Source organism: Sphingobium sp. GW456-12-10-14-TSB1 (assembly GCF_059424385.1).
The window spans coordinates 1,822,412-1,842,253 of the sequence record NZ_JBWKZI010000001.1 but is presented as its reverse complement, the minus strand read 5'-3'; the positions used below and the strand labels follow the sequence as shown (position 1 = coordinate 1,842,253).

Sequence of the window (19,842 nt, the reverse complement as noted above, 5' to 3'; positions counted from 1 at the left end):
TCCCATGGCTGCAAAAGACGTAAAATTTTCCCGCGACGCCCGTGAGCGCATCCTGCGCGGTGTCGACATCCTGGCCGACGCGGTCAAGGTGACCCTGGGCCCCAAGGGCCGCAACGTCGTCATCGACAAGAGCTTTGGCGCGCCCCGCATCACCAAGGACGGCGTCAGCGTCGCCAAGGAAATCGAACTGAAGGACAAGTTCGAGAATATGGGCGCCCAGATGGTGCGCGAAGTCGCGTCCAAGACCAACGACATCGCCGGTGACGGCACGACCACTGCGACCGTTCTGGCGCAGGCTATCGTCCGCGAAGGCATGAAGTCGGTTGCCGCCGGCATGAACCCGATGGACCTGAAGCGCGGTATCGATCTGGCCGTCATCAAGGTTGTCGAAGACCTCAAGGCCCGTTCCAAGCCCGTCGCCGGGACCAAGGAAATCGCCCAGGTCGGCATCATCTCGGCCAATGGCGACACCGTGGTTGGCGAAAAGATCGCCGAAGCCATGGAGCGCGTCGGCAAGGAAGGCGTGATCACGGTTGAAGAAGCCAAGGGTCTCGAATTCGAGCTGGACGTCGTCGAAGGCATGCAGTTCGACCGTGGCTATCTGTCGCCCTATTTCGTGACGAACCCGGAAAAGATGGCTGTAGAGCTGGCTGATCCGTACATTCTGATCCACGAAAAGAAGCTCAGCAACCTCCAGTCGATCCTGCCGATCCTCGAAGCGGTCGTTCAGTCGGGTCGCCCCCTGCTGATCATCGCCGAAGACATTGAAGGCGAAGCGCTGGCGACCCTGGTCGTCAACAAGCTGCGCGGTGGCCTGAAGGTCGCAGCGGTCAAGGCGCCTGGCTTTGGCGATCGTCGCAAGGCGATGCTGGAAGATATCGCTGTCCTGACCAAGGGCGAAGTGATCTCGGAAGATCTGGGCATCAAGCTGGAAAACGTCACGCTGGCGATGCTCGGCACGGCCAAGCGCGTCACCATCGACAAGGACAACACCGTCATCGTCGATGGCGCTGGCGACCATGACTCGATCAAGGGCCGCACCGACCAGATCCGTCAGCAGATCGAGAACACCACCTCGGACTATGACCGTGAAAAGCTCCAGGAACGCCTGGCCAAGCTGGCTGGCGGCGTTGCCGTCATCAAGGTTGGCGGCGCTTCGGAAGTCGAAGTCAAGGAACGCAAGGACCGCGTCGACGACGCCCTGCACGCCACCCGTGCGGCCGTTGAAGAAGGCATCGTCCCCGGTGGCGGCACCGCTCTCCTCTATGCCACCAAGACTTTGGCCGGCATGAAGGGCGCGAACGACGACCAGACCCGTGGTATCGACATCATCCGCAAGGCGATCGAAGCGCCGCTGCGCCAGATCGCCCAGAATGCGGGCGTTGACGGTGCCGTGGTTGCCGGCAACCTGCTGCGCGAAAATGACGAGACCCGTGGCTTCAACGCTTCGACCGACGTCTATGAAAACCTGGTGGAAGCCGGCGTGATCGATCCGACCAAGGTCGTTCGTGCGGCCCTGCAGGACGCGGCATCGGTTGCTGGCCTGCTGATCACCACCGAAGCGGCGATCTCCGAAGTGCCTGCCGACGACAAGGCGCCGATGGGCATGCCCGGCGGCGGCATGGGCGGCATGGGCGGCATGGACTTCTAAGTCCAACGCTCTCGCTATGACAACAAAGAGGCCGGTGGAGCGATCCACCGGCCTTTTTCATGGGTCAGCGCACCAGCACCGTCATCGGCAGTCGCGCGCGCACTGCAAAGCCCAGCGTCTCATAGAGCGCGATCGTCCGGTCATGGGCGGCATAGGCGTGCAGGAAGGGCGTCTCGCCCCGGTCCAGCATTGCCTGCATGACGATCCGCATCAATGCGCCCGCCAGGCCCCGTCCGCGAAAATCGGGGTGGGTGCAGACGCCGCTGACCTCCGTAAAGCCGGGCAGGCGCATGCGCTCGCCTGCCATGGCGACCAGTTGCCCATGGTCGCGTACCCCCACGAAGCGGCCCAGCCTGTGGGTCAGCGGGCCGAAGGGGCCGGGCCGTGTCAACAGCGACAGCGCGCGCATATCCGCCGCATCGCCTTCGTCCAGCACCTTCCACTCAAACGGCGGGGCGGGGGCAGGGATGACCTCCTTGGCAACCATCTGCGCCAGCGTCGCGGTCCGCGCGATGGTCATGCCCGGCGGCGCGACCGCGACATCCTGCCCGACCAGCCACATTTCGCTCTCGCCCGTCGCCAGCGCCGCCAGTGCGGTCAGCCTGTCCGCATCGTCATCCGCGCTCGCCGCAAAGGGGCCATAAGCGGGATCGATCCGCAGCGCGTCTCCATCGCCCTGCGCCAGCGCCGCCCAACCGCTGCGAAGCGCGTGCCAGACGGGGCGATCAAGCAGGTGCATCGGGCAGGCTCCAGGCTACGGGCTAAGATGCGGGTGGCATATCAGCCCGACTGGCCCGTTCAAGCCGCGCATCTCCCTTTCTGTCTCTGCTGCTGCGGTATTAACCAAAAAATAAAGGGAAAATGCGACACCGGGTCAGGGAACCGGAGACCCGCCAATTTGCGCGCTTTGAGGACATTGCTGGAAAAGCGCATGGCGCAGCGGACGGGGCAGGAAGCCGACGTGCGGCAGAGCCTGGTCGAATCCCTTTATGCGTCTCCTGCATCCCTGACCATTGGCGCGGCCACCGGCACCGCCGTGGGGATCGCCATCAGCAGCCTGAGCGATTTTGCCGCGATCCACGCGGTCGTCATCGCCGTGTGCGTCGTTGCCGCACTTCGCGTCGTTTCCGCCATTTTCTTTCATCGCCAGCTGGTTCGCGGCACCGCCGTAGCCTCGCGCAACTGGGAATTGGCCTATGAGCTGGGCGCCTGGGCCTATGCCGGGTTGCTGGGGCTGATGGGCTTTGTCACCCTGATCGGATCGGGCAATCCGGTCATCCACATGCTCAGCGTGTCGATGGCGACGGGCTATGCCGGCGGCATCTCCGGCCGCAATGCAGGCCGCGTCCAGATCGCCATCGGGCAGGTGTGCCTGGCCCTGCTGCCGACCGCGACCGGGCTGTGGATGGAAGGATCGACCGGCTATCGTGTCCTGTCGATCGCCATGGTCGCCATGGTGCTGGGCCTTGCCGAAATCAGTTCGACCACGCACCGAATCGTCGTCCAGGCGCTGATCGGCAAGCGTGACAAATCGCTGCTCGCTGAAAAATTCGAGCGACTCGCGCGCTTCGACAGCCTGACCGGCCTTGAAAACCGCATGGCGATGCAGATGCGGCTGCGCGACATCTTCGAAACCAGCCAGAAGCGCAATGACGCCGTGGCGATCCTGTGGATGGATGTCGACCGGTTCAAGGAAATCAACGATTCGCTGGGCCATATGGTCGGCGACCAGTTGCTGCGCGCCGTGGCGGAGCGGCTGGACGAAGTCGTGCAGGGCCGGGGCCGGATCGCGCGCTTTGGCGGCGACGAATTTGTCATCATCTGCCCCGATACCGACAGGGTGACCGCAGCGGCGATCGCGCAGGAAATCATCACCTATTTCGGCCATGGCTTCGACCTGTCCGACAATCATCTCCAGGTGACCGCGTCCATCGGCATTGCGGTCGCGCCGCAGGATGGGCGCGACATGGACGAGTTGATGCAGCATGCGGACCTCGCACTCTATGAAGCCAAGCGGGAAGGGCGCAACCGCGCATCCAGCTTCAACTGGTCGCTCAAGGAACGCTTCAACCGTGTCCATGAGGTTGAAACCGGGCTGCGCCGCGCGCTGGAGACCAACGAACTCAAATTGCTCTTCCAGCCGATCGTCGATCTGGAAAGCGGCCATATCGACGCTTGCGAGGCGCTGCTGCGCTGGGATCATCCGGTGCTGGGACCGATTTCGCCCGGCGAATTCATCCCGATCGCCGAAAGCATGGGCATGATCGAGGCGATGACCGGCTGGGTGCTGCGCGAAGCCTGTATCGCTGCGGCCTCCTGGCCGGGCGAGGTACGCATCGCCATCAACATCTCGCCCGCCTCGCTCAAGTCGCACGAGCTGCCCGGCAATGTCATTGCGGCGCTGCTGGAGACGGGGCTACCGGCCCGGCGGCTGGAACTGGAAGTCACCGAATCGATCTTCCTGGACGACAGCGGCCAGACCAACACGATCCTGCGCGAATTGCAGCGCATCGGCCTGCGGCTGGCGCTCGACGATTTCGGCACCGGCTATAGTTCGCTTTCCTATTTGCGTTCCTATCGGTTCGACACGCTCAAGGTGGACCAGAGCTTCATGGCCGGGGTCAGTTCCAATGCGGAGGATCGGGCGATCGTGCGCGCGATCGGCAATCTGGCGCGGGATCTGGCGATGGACACGGTGGCCGAAGGGATCGAAACGCCCGATCAGCTACTTCATGCGCGCGAGGCTGGCTTTACCAACGTGCAGGGTTATTTGTTCAGTCGCCCGGTGACGAGCGAGCGCGTTGCGGAAATGATTGCCGCCGGCCCGCTGGAAGGGGCCGAGCGCCCCGACCCCGTCATCCGCAAGCGGCCGCAGCGGCAGGCCTGACCCGCCGCCGCAGGGCTGCTTCAGCGCAGCTTGGTCTGCGCCGACGCCAGCCGACGCATCATCCGCAGGTCGCGGTCGGACAGGGATAGCGCCGTGTCCGTCCATGTTTCGACAATATCGGTCAGTTCGGCCAATGTCAGCGGATTGACCCGCCGACCCGCCCGGTTGATGCCGACATAACCGGCGTGATGGGCGCGATGGTCGCGAATCCATTGCGCGGTCGCCGCCTCGCCCTCGCCCGTTTCGACGACCTTGGCGACGATGCCCATCTCGCACATCTCGTCCGCGCTGTAGATGCGCCCCTCGGCAATCATCTCGCGCGCCAGCACCGGGCCGACGCGCCGCGACAATATCGAATAGGCGCCCATGCCGGGGAACAGGCCGAACAGCACTTCGGGCAGGCCGAACTTGGCCTGACGCTCGGCAATGATGACGTCGAAGCACATCAGCGCCTCCAGCCCGCCACCCAGCGCGTCGCCCTGCGCCAGACCGATATTGATGATGCTCATGTCGTTGCAGTGCCAGATGCGATCGACGATCTCGCAACAGGCGACGCCATAGCTGAGCAGGGTGGCGCGGTCGCGGCGCTGGATGCACTCGGCGAACATCTCCAGATCGCCGCCCAGGTTGAACACGCCGGGAAAGCGTGACCCCAATACCATGAATTTAAGCGGACCGTCGCGGCCGCTGCCGTCGGCACCGCCATAGACGCGCTTGCTTTCGCGCTGCCACGCCATCGTGTCGCGAATCAGGCCAAGATTGGAATTAGGCCGTTCATGCGGAGTCATGAAGGCCCACAATGTCGCCAGCTCCTCGTCCCAGCGCACGTCGATCTGGCCCAGATCGAACAGGGTGGAGCGGCTGGTTGGAACCGCAATTTCCGCTACGGAAAAGGCGGGTTGATCGGTGTCAGGCGCAAAATGCTCCTCACTCGCGGTCTCGACCACGTCCCTTGCCGGATTAAACCGTCCTGAATCAATCATGTGCGTCCCCGTTTTTCTATTACGACTGAACAGAACAGGCTCGCAGGGAGGATGCAATGAACCCTCCATCAATGAACAGAGCGTTAACTATTTTTGCTCAGCACTGTTGCAAACGCGTCGTCACAAATCGGCCCGAATGCGACTCGCTGTGGTGGAAATGCAACAAAACGACCTGCCATGGCCTCTGTTGATCGCCGCTCAGGCCTTTGTTAACCTTTATTAATTAGCAACGGTCGAATGAACGACCGCGATCAGGACTCCAAATTTGTCACGCTGGCCCTCCACGATGCGACGGGTGCGGCATGGCCGTTGCGCCTGTCGGCGGACTGCCTGCGCTTCATCGGTCCCTATCGCCGGGTCGAAGGCTTCAACGTCGATGCGCTGATGCTGTTTGAAGGTGTGCGCAAGGCGGGCTGAACCCTTGTGCCAGCGCCCGTTCGCTCATAAACGGCGCGCGTGACCCAGCCCCGTTTTTCCTTTTCCATCGCCGCCACTGACGGCAAGGCGCGCACTGGCGCTATCCAGATGCGGCGCGGCGAGATCCGTACGCCCGCCTTCATGCCGGTGGGCACCGCCGCCACGGTCAAGGCGATGCGCCCGGCCGAAGTGCGCGCGACCGGGGCGGACATCATATTGGGCAACACCTATCATCTGATGCTGCGTCCTGGCGCGGAGCGTATGGCGCGGCTGGGCGGCCTGCACGGTTTCATGGGCTGGGACCGGCCGATCCTGACCGACAGCGGCGGCTATCAGGTGATGAGCCTGTCCGCACTGACCAAGATGAGCGAGCAGGGCGTCGCCTTTTCCAGCCATATCGACGGGTCCAAGCATATGCTGACCCCGGAACGGTCGATGGAAATCCAGCGGTTGCTGGACAGCGACATCGTGATGGCGTTCGACGAATGCACGAAAAACGGCTGCACCCATGACGAGGCGGCGCGCTCGATGGAGCGATCGATGCGCTGGGCGAAACGTTCGCGCGACGGCTTTGACGCTGGCGGCGATCATGCGGAACGTGCGGCCCTGTTCGGCATCCAGCAGGGATCGCTGGACGAAGGGTTAAGGCGGCAATCGGCCCAGCAACTGATCGACATCGGCTTTGACGGCTATGCCGTGGGCGGCCTTGCGGTGGGGGAAGGGCAGCAGGCGATGTTCGCCACGCTGGATTTCGCGCCGGACATGCTGCCGCAGGACAAGCCGCGCTATCTGATGGGCGTGGGCAAACCCGACGATATTGTCGGGGCGGTGGAGCGCGGCATCGACATGTTCGATTGCGTGTTGCCGACCCGGTCGGGCCGTAACGGACAGGCCTTTATCTGGGCGGGACCGCTCAACATCCGCAATGCGCGCTTTGCCGAAGATACAGGGCCGCTCGATCCGCGCTGTACCTGCCCGGTCTGCACGACCTGGAGCCGCGCCTATCTCCATCATCTGGTGAAGGCGGGGGAAATGCTGGGCGCGATGCTGATGACGCAGCACAATATCCATTTCTACCAGTCGCTGATGCAGGCGATCCGCGATGCGATCGCGGCCGGGCAATTCGCTGCCTTCGCCGCCGATTTCCGCCGCGACTACCAACGCGCCTGAGCGATGGGTCATACCCCCCAACCTCCGTTCGAAACGAACGGGGGAAGTGAGGTTTTCGCGCTTCAGGGGATGACGCTGATCTCGATCTTGTAGCCGCCCTCTTCGGCATCATGGTCCAGCGGCGCGCGGAGCTGGCGCGACAGGCCGGTCAGTACCCGGCCATAGCGTTCGGCCAGATGGACCGTCATCGCGTCCGATCCGCGCAGCCCGTGCGACCGGACGCTCAGCAGCGCACGATCGTCGCGATCCGCCACCGCCCGTACCGCGATCCGCATCGTGCCTTGGGGGTCCAGCATCATCGCCAGTTCGACCAGTTCGGTCAGCAGGAAGGCGATCGGCACCGCAACATCCTGACTGATATGCAGGTCGTCCGCGTCGATCTGAATGCCGAAGCGGCGCGCCTGCGCGGGCGCTGTGCCGCGCAGGCTGGCGGACAATTCGCTGATCAGCGGGCGCACGCCCACGCCGCGATTATCCTCCAGTTCCGCGAAATGATTGCGGTGGACGACCGAAAGCGCATCGACCCGCCGCTGGATCGAGGCATAGGCTTCGACCGCTTCGGGATCATGGGCCGATCGGGCGTGCAGGTTGATCAGGCTGGCGATGATCTGGAGGTTGTTCTTCACCCGATGATGCACTTCACGGGTCAGCTTGCGCTGTGTTTCCAGTCCCTGCGCCATTTCCGCTTCATGGGTGGCGACATCTTCGCTGATTTCGCGGAAGGTTTCGCCCAGCGCGACAATTTCCTGCGCCGGGGTGCGCACCTTTTGCAGCGGCTCCAGCACTTCGCCCGGATGATAGGCCGCAACCGAACGGCGCAGCAGCACCAGCGGGCGGATCAACAGGCGATTGACGACGAACCAGCCGACCGCCGCCGCCGCAAACCACATGACGAGCGGCAGGAAAAGCGAGAGCAACCGCGCCAGGGTCGCCGGCGGATCGCGCACCGTCATGGTCAGCACCATGTCGGGCGGGTCGAGCCGCGCCGACAGGCTGCTGGCGCGGCCAGCGATCTGCGCGCCGCCGGGCCGGCTGATGACCATGCGCGCGTCGCCCTGCCGCAGGGTGAGCTGCCGGTTCTGCAAGGCGGTTGCAGGATCGGCGACGCTTTCGAGATGGGCCTGCGAATAATAGGCAAGGCCGACCAGCTTGCCATTGCGGCTGCGGACCCGGCTGACCAGGACGTTCGATGCGGGCAGGAGTTGCGCAGCCCTGCCTTTGAAGCGGGCGCCAAAGACGATGCCAGCCGGTTCGGGCGCGGCTGATCCGCACAGGCGCTTGCCGCGCCGGTCGTAGATGTAAAACAGCCCGCCATCGCGGTCATGCGAGGTCAGGAAAAGCTCCAGCCGCTGGCAGATACTCTGATCGCTACTGTCGTTGGCTAGGGTGTTGACGGTCAGTTCCAGTGCCGTCCGGTCCGATAGCAGATCCGCCGTCAGCTTGCGCGCACTCTGCGTCACCGCGACGCGGAGCAGGGCGTCCTTTTCAAGATCGGCGGTGCGGATCGCCTGAAGCGAGGCGATCAGCGCGATCAGCCCCAGCGGCAAAAGGGCCAGCGTCAGGATGAGGAACATCTTGACGCCTGTTGACCGGAGCAGACCGGCAAACGGCACGCCCGGCAATCGGGCGGCTCCGGTGCGGGCGGCCGGAGGAAGGCTGCCCCCGTTCATGGCTGTATCAGTCCAGCTTGCTCAGCAGGTCGAGCATTTCGGAGGGAATATCTTCATCTACAGCGCGCTGATACACGGTGCGGAGCGCCTGGGACACATGGCCATCTTCCTTGGGGGCACGCTTGCGGCGTGACGAAGCGGCAGGTTGGCCGCTGTCCGGGCTGGTCACGCCATCTGGCTTGCCCCCTCCCGCCGCCTTACGTTCCGTCGATGAAGAAACCAAAATGAGCCCCTCTGAAGCAATATCCGACACGCCAGTCTGCCCGTATTTGCGGGATTCTTATAGAACGTCAATTCGCCGTTCTACGCGATTGATACAAAATTCACGATAAAATCGAAAAATCCATATGGCTGCGAAACAAATCTGCCCGTTGATGGTTCCGGCGAGTGAAGCATTTTTTCTACGGCCGCGCTTTTGGCTATGTTTGGGGGCAGGGGGTTGCCATGACGGCAGTGACATTCCATCCTTTCCCATGCCGCCATAGGCAGGCACCGATGCTTCGGGATTTTACGCCCATTTTGGGCAGGGAGAAGATTTGACGATGTCGCTTGGACAGCAATTGCACCCCCATCTTCCGTTCCTGCGGCGCTACGCTCGTGCGTTGACTGGCAGCCAGGCACATGGCGACACCTATGTCCGTGCGACGCTGGAAGCGATCGTCGCCGCGCCGGAGGAATTTCCGTCCGACGTCGATCCTCGTCTGGGCCTGTATCGTACCTTCCACGCCATCTGGTCCTCTTCGCATCTGGAAGATATTCCGATGTCGGTCGGCGGCAGCCGCGAAGCGATTGCGCAGGCGCGCCTTGCCCGCCTGACCCCGCTGCCGCGTCAGGCTTTGCTGCTGACTGCGCTGGAAGGCTTCACCGTCGACGATGTGGCCTATCTGATCGACATGAGCAGCGCCGATGTGGAAGCGCTGGTCGAAGAGGCGCTGGGCGAGATCGAGGCGCAGACACGCGCCAAGGTGCTGATCATCGAGGATGAGCCGATCATCGCGATGGACATCGAAACCATCGTCCGCGATCTGGGGCATGACGTTACCGCCATTGCCGTAACGGCGGAGGATGCGGTGCGTGAAGCGCTGGCCGATCGTCCGGGGCTGGTGCTGGCGGACATTCAGCTGGCCGACGACAGCAGCGGCATTGACGCAGTGAAGGACATTCTTGCCGAATTCTCCGTGCCGGTCATCTTCATCACCGCTTTCCCGGAACGGCTGCTGACGGGCGAACGGCCCGAACCGACCTTCCTGATCACCAAGCCGTTCCAGCGATCGACCGTCAAGGCAGCGATTTCGCAGGCTTTATTCTTTGACGAGGCGACCGCGCCGGCCTGAACGGCGCCGCCTTTATGACGCAATGTTGGAACTCCCGATCATCGCTGGCGTTAATGAGGCGTAACGATCGGGAGACGGGCAATGGTTGAACCTGAAAAGCATATCGCGACCGAAGACGCGCGCAGCGGGTCGACGGAGCATGTCGTGCGGTATGTGCTGGGTATTTCGCTGGCACTCGCCGTCATCGTGATGCTCTTCGTTCTCTGGCGCTGACGGCGCGGATTGCGGAAACTGCTTTTTGACGGCACATGATTTAGGATGCGGGCGCATTTATGGCTTTGACGATGTCGGTTCATGGGATGAGGACGGCAACCAGCAAGGGGGGCGTACCCATGACTGATCATGTTGGCGACAGCCACGACGCTATCGGCGCAGAGATTATGTCGGCCGAAGACCGGGCGCCACTGTCGGACGCCGACTTCAAGCGTGAGCTTGCCGCGGTCATTCCGCATCTGCGCGCTTTTGGCCGGTCGCTATCGGGCAACCGCGATACGGCGGACGATCTGGTGCAGGAAACCCTGTTGAAGGCCTGGGCTGCGCGGCAGCGCTTTCAGGCTGGCACCAACATGCGCGCCTGGACCTTCATCATCCTGCGCAATCATTATCTGTCGCAAATGCGCCGTTCGCGCTTTCGTGGCGATTGGGACGACCTGACCGCCGATCGCATCCTTGCGGCACCTGCGTCGCAGGACAAGCATGTCGAACTGAGCGACATGCAGCGCGCCCTGCTACAGCTACCCCAGCCGCAGCGCGAGGCGCTGATCCTGGTGGGCGCTGGCGGTTTCGCCTATGAGGAAGCCGCCGAAATTTGCGGCGTCGCCGTCGGTACGATCAAGAGCCGCGTGGCCCGCGGTCGCGCCGCGCTGGAGCAGATCCTCGAAAGCGGGGAATTGCCATCGCGCCGCAGCCAGGAAACGACCGAAACGGCGGTGCTGGACGAAATCATGGATGATGTTGATCGGCTCAGCCGGGGCCGCGATCATGGCCCGCTGGAGGACTGACCGGAACGATCGCCCGACCTTGCCCGTTGTAGCTCGCATAAGGAGACGCAATATGGGCGATACCCCTTTAGAACGGGACGATCCGCCGACTCATTTCACCACCACCGAGCCATCGCGTGGCAGCGGGGTCGTGTTTGCGCTGGTTGCGCTCGCGCTGATTTTGGCCATCGGTTTTTTCTATCTGACCAACGATCGTCGCGATGATCGCCAGGCTGAAGCCGTGACGAGCGCTGCGCAATCGGTCGATGATGCGGCCAAGCTGGTCGGCGACGCGGCCAAAAATGCGGCGGACAAATTACGCGACGGCAACGGATCGAAAGCGGCGGATCAATAACGGCGCGATAGGCTGACACTGTAAAGCGGCTGGAGCGCGCAATCATCGCGCGCGCCACCCCCAATCCCATCACACAAAGCCATTCCCTCTCACAGTCGGGGGGCGCCCATTATGCTGCGACGGAGCCGATCGGGGCGAAGGCGAGGCTTTTAAGAGCCGATAATCCCCATGGCTGATCATGGGTTGACCGCGATCGGCGCACAGATTCAGGATTTCTTTGCCATTTTCGGGCAGGGTATGGCCCTGTCGGATTTTCTTACAGTCATTGTAAGGCCAAGTCCGACACCACCGGGACCGATAGTGCGACGATGATCAGGCTGTTCAAACATTATGTGCCGCATGCCGTGCTGCTGCTGGGGCTGCTCGATTTCGTGCTGCTGCTGTGCGCGGCGGAGGGCGGCTGGATATTGCGCGCGCGCCAGATTGGCATGGATATCGACCATGTGATGACCCGCATGGGCCCGTTGCTCAGCTTTGCCGTCGCGATCCAGACCGGCATGATCGCGGTCGGCGTCTATGGTACCGAAGCGCTGCAATCCATCCGATTCGCCTTTGCGCGCTTGCTGGTCGCTGTGTCGCTGGGCGTCATTTTCCTCTCCGTCCTCTATTTCCTGCTGCCCGGCATGACGCTGTGGCGCTCCAATTCGCTCTACGCCATGGGGCTGGCGATGGGTCTGCTACTGGCGGTCCGGCTGGTGCTCGGCTCGATGCTGGGCGGCGAAGCTTTCAAGCGGCGCCTTGTCGTGCTCGGCGCGGGCAATCGCGCCGATCGCATCCGCGAACTGGAAAAGAAGAAGGGCGCTGGCTATCTCGTCGTTGGCTATATCGCCATGAATGACGGGCCGCAGGTGGTGCAGGAAGCGATCAACCGCAGCGCCATCTATAACCTGTCCGATTTCGTCGTCCGCCTGAACGCCAGCGAAGTGGTGCTGGCGCTGGAGGAACGGCGCAACGCCATCCCGATGGCGGACCTTTTGCGGATCAAGACCACCGGCGTCCATGTCAACGATCTGTCGACCTTTCTGGAGCGGGAGACAGGGCGCGTCGACCTCGCCAGCGTCAATCCCAGCTGGCTGATCTTTTCGGACGGCTTTTCCGCCGGTCGCCGCATATCCAGCTTCGCCAAGCGATTGTTCGATATTCTGGCCAGTGCGCTGCTGCTGGCGCTGACCGGCCCGGTCATCCTGATCGCGGCGATATTGGTGAAGTTGGACAGCAAGGGGCCGGCTTTCTACCGGCAACAGCGTGTCGGCCTGTTCGGCCAGGAATTCTGGATCGTGAAGCTGCGCACCATGCGGACCGATGCGGAAGTCGATGGACAGGCGGTCTGGGCGGAAAAGGACGATCCGCGCATCACCCGGCTTGGCTATTGGCTGCGCAAATTGCGGATCGACGAACTGCCGCAGACCTGGACCGTGCTGAAGGGCGAAATGAGCTTCGTCGGCCCGCGCCCCGAACGCCGCCAGTTCGTCGAGGATCTGGAACAGCATCTGCGCTATTATGCCGAACGCCATATGGTGAAGCCCGGCATCACGGGCTGGGCGCAGATCAACTATCCCTATGGCGCGTCGATCGAAGATGCCCGGCACAAGCTGGAATATGATCTTTACTACGCCAAAAATTACACGCCATTCCTGGACCTGCTGATCCTGATCCAGACGTTGCGGGTTGTCCTTTGGCCCGACGGCGCGCGCTGAGGCGCTCGATATGGGCACGCTGCTTCAATTTGTCGGCGATTGGGGCCATGCGCTGGCGGCCGTGCTGTTTGCGGCGCTGGGCATCTTCATCCTGCGGCGGCGGGAAGAGGCCGTTGAACCGCGCATGCTGGCGGTCGCGTTGCTGCTCACCAGCTGCTGGGCGCTCTACATATCTTTTGGCGGCGTTTCCAAACCGTTGAGCGGCATCGGCGAAAGCATCCGCAATGCCGCCTGGCTGCTGGCGATGTTCGTCATGCTGCGGCGCGGGCCGGTGGGCCGGGCGGGACCGATCCTGGCGATCAGCGCGCTTTACGCCGCTGTTGCCGGGCTGCTGCTGCTTCAGACATCGACCGATCTGATCTGGCGGCAATTGTCGCCCGACAGCGACGTGCATCGCGCGCTGGTCAACGTGTCGCTGGTACTGCGGATGATGACCGCGATCGGCAGCCTGCTGCTGGTCCATCATCTCTACACCAACTGGCCCTCGCGTGAGCGGGTCGGGGTGGCGCTGTTGCTCGGCGCGCTGGCGGCGATGTGGACCTATGACCTCAATCTCTACGTGCTCTGCTATTTCGCGCCCGCCAGGGTCAGCGAACTTTACGCCCTGCGCGGCGTGTTGATGGCGCTGCTGGCCCCCGTGATCGCGGTGGGCATGCACAAGGATATGGCGGGCCGCCTGCAACTTTCGCGAACGCTGACCTTTCAGTCGCTCTCGCTCTTCGCCATCGCCCTCTATGTCATCGTCCTGACGGCAGCGGCGATCCTGATCGAACTGATCGCTGGCCCCTATGCCCGCGTGGTGGAAATCGGCGCTGTATTCTTCACCGCCGTCACCGCGCTGGTGCTGTTGCCATCGCCCCAGATGCGCGCGCTGTGGAAGGTGCAGGTCGCCAAGCATTTCTTCCAGCATCGCTATGACTATCGCACCGAATGGATGCGTTTTGGCGAGACGATCGGCCGCCCCGGCGACGATGCCGCGCCACTGGGCGAGCGCGTGGCCAAGGCCGTGGCCGACATCACCGATTCGCCCGCCGCCATGCTGATGCTGCGCGACGAACAGGATGCGCTGACGTTCGAGGCGCACTGGAACTGGGACGGCGGCCTGCCCGATGGCGCTGCGCTGACGCCTGACATGGTGGCGGCATGGGAAAGGAGCGGCTGGATCATCGATCTTGGCAAGCCCCGCCCCAGCGATGGCGCGCTGATATTCCCCGACTGGATGACGCAGGACCGGCGCGCCTGGGCGCTGGTGCCGCTGGTCCATTATGGCCGCCTGATCGCCGCCATCCTGCTCGCCCGCCCGCCGATCGACCGGCGGCTCGACTGGGAGGATTTCGACATGCTGCGCGCTGCCGGGCGGCAGGCCGCAACCTACATCAGCGAGGCGCAGGGGCAGCAGGCGCTGGACGATGCGCAGCGGTTCGAGGAGTTCAACCGCCGTTTCGCCTTCATCATCCATGACGTCAAAAATCTGGTGAGCCAGCTTTCGCTGCTCGCCCGCAATGCACAGCGTCATGCCGACAATCCGGATTTCCGCGCGGACATGATCCTGACCTTGCAGGAATCGGTCGGCAAGATGAACGATATGCTCGCCCGCCTGTCGCAGCATAACAAGGGCAAGGCGGAGGAGCCTCGTCCGCTGTCCCTGCGCGACATGGCCGATCAGGTCGCCCGCACCCGCGCGCGCCAGCATCCGGTCAATGTCGTCGGCACAGCGCCGCTGGCATTGGCCGATCCGGCGCGGGTCGAACAGATACTCACCCATCTGCTTCAGAACGCCATCGACGCCAGCGCGCCCGACAGCCCGGTCGATCTGCGTCTGTCCGCCGATGCCAGCGACGTGCTGGTGGAGATTGTCGACCATGGCCGGGGCATGAGCGCGGAATATATCCGCCGCGATCTGTTCAAGCCCTTTTCCTCCAGCAAGGCAGGCGGCTTTGGCATTGGCGCGTTCGAAGCGCGCGCGCTGGCGCAGGCCATGGGCGGGCGGATCGATGTTGAAAGCAAGATGGGCGTTGGCAGCCGGTTCACCCTGCGCCTGCCGCTCGCCCCCCGGAACGACAGACAAGAGAAAGCCGCCTGATGAGCGACACCCGCCCCAAATTGCTGATCGTCGAGGATGATCCGGGTCTCCAGCGCCAGTTGCGCTGGGCCTATGAGGATTATCGGCTGTTCATCGCGGGCGACCGGGACGAAGCGATCGAGATGTTGCGCGCGGAAACGCCCGATGTCGTGACGCTCGACCTTGGCCTGCCGCCGGACCCGGACGGCACCAGCGAAGGTTTTGCGACGCTGGCGGAGATATTGCGGATCAAGCCCGATACCAAGGTGATCGTCGCGTCCGGCCATGGCGCGCGGGAAAGCGCGCTCGATGCGATTGCGGGCGGCGCCTATGATTTTTACCAGAAGCCGGTCGATATTGACGAACTGGGCATGATCGTCCGCCGCGCCTTTCATGTTCATGCGCTGGAGCGGGAAAATGCCCGGCTGGCCGACACCGCGCCGGATGATGGGCGGGTGCTGGGCCGCCTGATCAGCGCGGCGCCCGAAATGATGAAGGTGGCCCGCACGATCGAGCGGGTGGCGAGCGCGCAGGTTTCCGTCCTGCTGCTGGGGGCGAGCGGCACCGGCAAGGAGTTGCTGGCGCAGGGGCTGCATGATGCCAGCCCGCGCCGGAACGGGGCGTTCGTTGCGATCAATTGCGCGGCGATCCCTGAGACGTTGCTGGAATCGGAACTGTTCGGCCATGAAAAGGGCGCGTTCACCGGCGCGGTCAAGACGACGCCGGGCAAGATCGAGCAGGCGCAGGGCGGCACATTGTTCCTCGATGAAGTGGGCGACATTCCGCTGGCGCTCCAGGTCAAATTGCTGCGCTTCCTGCAAGAGCGGTCGATCGAACGGGTCGGCGGTCGCAACCCGATAGCGGTCGATACCCGCATCGTTTGCGCCACCCACCAGAATCTGGAGGAGATGATCGCGGCGGGCAGCTTCCGCGAGGATCTCTATTATCGCTTGGCCGAAATCGTTATCCGCATACCCGCGCTGAAGGACCGGCCCGGCGATCCGGCGCTGCTGGCCCGCCATTTCCTGGCGCGCTTCGCGCGAGAGATGAACCCGCAGGTCAAGGGGCTGGCCCCGGACGCGCTGGCTGCGCTCGACGCCTGGCCCTGGCCGGGCAATGTGCGCGAACTGGAAAATCGCATGAAGCGCGCGGTCATCATGGCCGATGGCAAGCTGGTGACGGCGGCCGATCTGGACCTGGACGAGGAACGCGCCGCCGGGGGTGAGGTCGTGAACCTGAAGGCCGCGCGCGAAATGGCCGACCGTCGCGCCATCCGCCGCGCCATCGCCCGCACCGACGGCAATATATCGGGCGCGGCGAAGATATTGGGGATCAGCCGCCCGACCCTCTACGATCTGCTCAAACAATATCAGATGCAGGCATGAGCCGGACGCGCATCTTCCTGATCGCCGGGATCATCGTCCTGCTGCTGGGCGTGGCGGGCCTGTGGCAATGGCGCGTGCATGAACGGGACGGCAGCGCCGCGCTGGCGCGCGGACTGGCGGCGCTCGACCGGGGTGACGCGCGCACGGCGCGGATCGAACTGATGAATGCGATCAAGGGTGCGCCGCGATCCGTGGTCGCGCGGGAAGCGCAGGCGCGCACGCTGGTGGAACTGGGCGACGGGGCAGGGGCGCAGGTCGAAGCGGCCCGCGCGCGCGCATTGGGTGCGCCGCCGTCGCAGACCCGCGCCGTCATGGCGCAGGCGCTGTTGTTGCAGGGCGATGCCGCCGCTGCGCTGAAGGAAGCGCGCGCCGCCGATGTGCCCGACAGCGACCTGGACATGGCTGCGCGTGTGATCGCGCGGGCCGCCATGGCGCAGGGGGACATGGCGGGGGCGCAAAAAGCGCTGGCCAACGCGCTGGCGATCGCGCCCGATGATGCGGAAAACTGGGTCGAGCTTGGCCGCTTCCGGCTGGCGACCGGCGATCAGGCGGGGGCGATTGCGGCGGCTGACCGGGCGGTGGCGCTGAACCCTGCCGACGCGCGGGCATTGACGCTGCGCGGGGAGCTGACCCGCGCCCAATATGGCCTGACGGCGTCGCTACCCTGGTTCGACCGAGCGCTGGCGGTTCGGCCCGATTTGATCCCGACGATGGAGCAATATGCCGCGACGCTGGCCGATGCCGGGTCCGCCAGCGCGATGCTTGCCCTCACGCGCCGCATCCTGGCGCTGGACCCTGCCAATGCCCGCGCCTGGATGATGCAGGCGGTGATGGCGGCGCGCGCGGGCAAGGCGGATCTGGCCCGTTCGCTGCTGGACCGGACCCAGGGCCAGCTGGACGATGAACCGGCCACTCGCCTGCTGCGCGGCGTGCTGAACTTGCAGGAGGGCAACGCCGTCCTTGCTACCGAGGCGCTGGCCCCGCTGGTCGCGGCGCAGCCCGACAATCGCACCGCCCGCACCCTGTTGGCCCGCGCCCAATATATGACCGGCGATTATGCCACCGCCGCTACGATGCTGGCGCCGATCGTCGCGCAGCGCGATGCCGATCCCTATGTGCTGACGCTGGCCGCGCGTGCGCAGGAGGGATTGGGCGACCGGACGATGGCCGCCGACATGCTGGCCCGCGCCGCCTGGCCGGTGCGTGCTGCCGCCGATTCCTTTGCCAGCCCCCGCGACGCCGCTTTGGCCAACGGGCCGCCGCCCGCCAGCACCGCCACCGCGCGCGACAATATCCCCTATATCCGGGCGCTGCTGAGCACTGGCCGCACCGGCGAAGCCTTGGCGCGCGCCCAATCGCTGAGCCGCGCCAATCCCGGTGCGCCCGACGCCTGGCTGATCCACGGTGACGCGCTGGGCGCAGCGGGCCGCCCGGCCGACGCCGCGCGCGCCTATGAGGCCGCGGCCAATATCCGGTTCGACCGGGCCGCCGCCATGCGTCTTGCCGCGGCATGGGGGCAGGCGGGCAATGCCGTGCGCGCGGCGCAGGTCGTACAACTGTTCCTGACCCAGCATCCCAATGACGCGGAAGCCCAGCGCCTTGCCGCCACCGTCGCCATGCAGCGGCAGGATTGGCGCACTGCGCTGCGCCTGTTGCAGGCAGTGCGGGCGCAGACCGGGAATGGCGACGCCGTGCTGATGGCCGACCTGGCCCGCGCCGCACTGGGAACCGGGGATCGCCAGTCCGCGCTGGCCTATGCCGCCCATGCCTATCGCCTGATGCCCGCCAACCCGATGAGCGCCGACATCTATGGCTGGACGCTGCTGCGCACCGGCGACAAGGGGCCGGCGGCGGTCGATCTGCTGGAAAAGGCGGTGGCGCTGGCGCCCGGCCACCCGGTGCTGCAACTCCATCTGGGGCAGGCCTATGCCGCCGCCGGGCGCAAGGATGATGCGAAGCTGGCGCTGGGGCAGGCAGCGGCTACCAATTTTGCGGGGCGGCAAGAGGCTGTCGACGCATTGGCGGCGCTTTAGGACATCCTCCGCCCTGCGTCGCGTTGCGTGTCCCTTGTCCCGTTCGCTTCGAGCGAAGTCGAGAAACCTCAGCGCCACGGTTTCTCGCCTTCGCTCGAAACGAACGGAGGTTGGAGAATGGGCCCGGAACGACAGGAAAAGCGCGCGGCCCGCTTACGCCTTCTGCGCGTCCAGTTCCTCGACCCGCAGGCCCAGCCGCCGGATCTGCGCCGCGACCGGGGGCCAGACGGTTTCCAGAAAATGCGCCCGCTCCGCCACGCGCAGGCGGCGGGTTGCGCCGTCGGCGACGAACATGCCGACGCCACGCTTGACCACGACCAGCCCATCATCCTGAAAGCTTTGATAGGCCTTGGCGACCGTCAGCGGATTGGCCCCCTGCTGCGCGGCAAAGGCGCGGACGGATGGCAGCATGTCGCCATCGCTAAATTCACCGTCCAATATGGATGCGGCAATTATCTCTCGCAGGCGGAGATAGACGGGTTTGGAATCGTCGGCCATAACTGCATCAGTGCCATAATACAGCGATGCGCGCAAGCCAGTTGCTTGCGCTGGATCGGGTCGTTTGCGTAACTATCTGTCCCAGATCGATATGATGTCGTCATAATCTGGCCTTGGCCGCTCTTCCTGCGGTTTGCCGGGCGTCCCGATGAATATGAATCCGGCGATGCTCTCGCCCTCCTTGCCAAAGGCCGCGCGCACATTGTCATTATAGGTCGGCCATCCGGTCAGCCAGCCCCCGGCAAAGCCCAGCGCATGGGTCGCATTGAGCAGGTTCATGACCGCCGCGCCCACGGACAATGTCTGTTCCCACGCCGGTATCTTGCTGCCCGCGACGGGGGCGGACAGGGCCACCACCAATGTCGGCGCCTGATGCGCGAACTGGTGCATCGCCTCTATCTCCAGCCGACCGGCATCGGGCTTTTCGGCGCGATAGGCGGCTTCGAGCAGGTCGGCCAGCGCCGCGCGCTTTTCCAGCGGCACGATGACGAAACGCCATGGCGCCAGCTTGCCGTGGTCGGGCGTGCGGATCGCCACCTCCAATATCTGGCGCAGTTGCGCATCGTCCGGGCCGGGCGCGATCAGGTCGCGCGGTTTGCCCGATCGGCGGGTCTGGAGCAGGGTGAGCGGGGTCGAGCGGTCATTGAACATCGCATCCAGATGGCGCGGCACCCGCTTTGACGCAAGGGCCGCCTGCGCTTTTGACAGATGCGAAATAGG

Annotated in this window: 18 protein-coding genes; 12 read left to right on the top strand and 6 right to left on the bottom strand. The window is 64.3% G+C overall.

Annotated features, from left to right (window positions below):
* The first annotated feature begins 4 nt into the window (after nt 1-4).
* Nucleotides 5-1,651 (top strand): chaperonin GroEL, encoded by a 1,647-nt coding sequence (gene groL / locus AC07X9_RS08955; RefSeq protein ID WP_017184367.1) that lies wholly within the window; start codon nt 5-7, stop codon nt 1,649-1,651.
* A 64-nt stretch (nt 1,652-1,715) separates the two neighbouring features.
* Here groL and AC07X9_RS08950 read toward each other — a convergent pair whose 3' ends face one another.
* The gene (locus AC07X9_RS08950) at nt 1,716-2,390 is read right to left on the bottom strand and encodes a GNAT family N-acetyltransferase (RefSeq protein WP_017184366.1); all 675 of its coding nucleotides are present in this window, start codon (nt 2,388-2,390) and stop codon (nt 1,716-1,718) included.
* A 192-nt stretch (nt 2,391-2,582) separates the two neighbouring features.
* Between AC07X9_RS08950 and AC07X9_RS08945 the strand changes: the two genes are divergently transcribed.
* Nucleotides 2,583-4,538, top strand: a complete 1,956-nt coding sequence (locus tag AC07X9_RS08945; RefSeq protein WP_019051741.1) for a putative bifunctional diguanylate cyclase/phosphodiesterase — start codon at nt 2,583-2,585, stop codon at nt 4,536-4,538.
* Between the two features lie 20 nt (nt 4,539-4,558).
* Here AC07X9_RS08945 and AC07X9_RS08940 read toward each other — a convergent pair whose 3' ends face one another.
* Nucleotides 4,559-5,521 (bottom strand): crotonase/enoyl-CoA hydratase family protein, encoded by a 963-nt coding sequence (locus AC07X9_RS08940; protein WP_026002618.1) that lies wholly within the window; start codon nt 5,519-5,521, stop codon nt 4,559-4,561.
* A 237-nt stretch (nt 5,522-5,758) separates the two neighbouring features.
* Between AC07X9_RS08940 and AC07X9_RS08935 the strand changes: the two genes are divergently transcribed.
* Nucleotides 5,759-5,938 carry a hypothetical protein gene (locus tag AC07X9_RS08935; protein ID WP_017184363.1) on the top strand — a complete coding sequence of 60 codons (180 nt, stop codon included), beginning with the start codon at nt 5,759-5,761 and terminating at the stop codon, nt 5,936-5,938.
* A 39-nt stretch (nt 5,939-5,977) separates the two neighbouring features.
* Nucleotides 5,978-7,108: a tRNA guanosine(34) transglycosylase Tgt gene (tgt, locus tag AC07X9_RS08930; protein ID WP_086485747.1), complete on the top strand. Its 1,131-nt coding sequence runs from the start codon at nt 5,978-5,980 to the stop codon at nt 7,106-7,108.
* A gap of 62 nt (nt 7,109-7,170) precedes the next feature.
* Here the strand turns inward: tgt and AC07X9_RS08925 are convergent, their stop codons facing one another.
* Together AC07X9_RS08925 and AC07X9_RS08920 are read right to left on the bottom strand one after the other, a co-directional pair.
* Entirely contained in the window at nt 7,171-8,682 is a 1,512-nt protein-coding gene (locus AC07X9_RS08925) for a sensor histidine kinase (RefSeq protein WP_017184361.1), read from the bottom strand.
* Between the two features lie 103 nt (nt 8,683-8,785).
* A complete protein-coding gene (locus AC07X9_RS08920) occupies nt 8,786-9,031 on the bottom strand; it encodes a NepR family anti-sigma factor (protein ID WP_130752523.1) in 246 nt (81 codons plus the stop codon).
* Between the two features lie 289 nt (nt 9,032-9,320).
* Between AC07X9_RS08920 and AC07X9_RS08915 the strand changes: the two genes are divergently transcribed.
* The 8 genes from AC07X9_RS08915 to AC07X9_RS08880 all read left to right on the top strand — a co-directional run bounded on the left by AC07X9_RS08915 (nt 9,321) and on the right by AC07X9_RS08880 (nt 18,624).
* Complete coding sequence (locus AC07X9_RS08915; protein ID WP_017184359.1) at nt 9,321-10,112, top strand: response regulator; 792 nt, start codon at nt 9,321-9,323, stop codon at nt 10,110-10,112.
* 81 nt (nt 10,113-10,193) lie between these two features.
* Nucleotides 10,194-10,325 (top strand): hypothetical protein, encoded by a 132-nt coding sequence (locus AC07X9_RS08910; RefSeq protein WP_017184358.1) that lies wholly within the window; start codon nt 10,194-10,196, stop codon nt 10,323-10,325.
* Nucleotides 10,326-10,492: 167 nt separating this feature from the next.
* Complete coding sequence (locus AC07X9_RS08905; RefSeq protein WP_086012017.1) at nt 10,493-11,113, top strand: sigma-70 family RNA polymerase sigma factor; 621 nt, start codon at nt 10,493-10,495, stop codon at nt 11,111-11,113.
* 52 nt (nt 11,114-11,165) lie between these two features.
* Entirely contained in the window at nt 11,166-11,447 is a 282-nt protein-coding gene (locus AC07X9_RS08900; protein ID WP_017184356.1) for a hypothetical protein, read from the top strand.
* A 308-nt stretch (nt 11,448-11,755) separates the two neighbouring features.
* A complete protein-coding gene (locus tag AC07X9_RS08895; RefSeq protein WP_017184355.1) occupies nt 11,756-13,144 on the top strand; it encodes a TIGR03013 family XrtA/PEP-CTERM system glycosyltransferase in 1,389 nt (462 codons plus the stop codon).
* 10 nt (nt 13,145-13,154) lie between these two features.
* Nucleotides 13,155-15,227 carry an XrtA/PEP-CTERM system histidine kinase PrsK gene (gene prsK / locus AC07X9_RS08890; protein WP_026002615.1) on the top strand — a complete coding sequence of 691 codons (2,073 nt, stop codon included), beginning with the start codon at nt 13,155-13,157 and terminating at the stop codon, nt 15,225-15,227.
* Complete coding sequence (gene prsR / locus AC07X9_RS08885) at nt 15,227-16,591, top strand: PEP-CTERM-box response regulator transcription factor (RefSeq protein WP_017184353.1); 1,365 nt, start codon at nt 15,227-15,229, stop codon at nt 16,589-16,591. The genes prsK and prsR overlap by 1 nt, the downstream gene beginning before the upstream one ends.
* Nucleotides 16,588-18,624 (top strand): tetratricopeptide repeat protein, encoded by a 2,037-nt coding sequence (locus tag AC07X9_RS08880; protein ID WP_086485746.1) that lies wholly within the window; start codon nt 16,588-16,590, stop codon nt 18,622-18,624. Before prsR ends, AC07X9_RS08880 begins: the two co-directional genes overlap by 4 nt.
* Nucleotides 18,625-18,777: 153 nt before the next feature.
* Here AC07X9_RS08880 and AC07X9_RS08875 read toward each other — a convergent pair whose 3' ends face one another.
* On the bottom strand, nt 18,778-19,122 hold the full coding sequence (locus AC07X9_RS08875; protein WP_017184351.1) for a GntR family transcriptional regulator: 345 nt from the start codon (nt 19,120-19,122) through the stop codon (nt 18,778-18,780).
* A 72-nt stretch (nt 19,123-19,194) separates the two neighbouring features.
* On the bottom strand, nt 19,195-19,773 hold the full coding sequence (locus tag AC07X9_RS08870) for a nitroreductase family protein (protein WP_026002614.1): 579 nt from the start codon (nt 19,771-19,773) through the stop codon (nt 19,195-19,197).
* Nucleotides 19,774-19,842 lie beyond the last annotated feature (69 nt).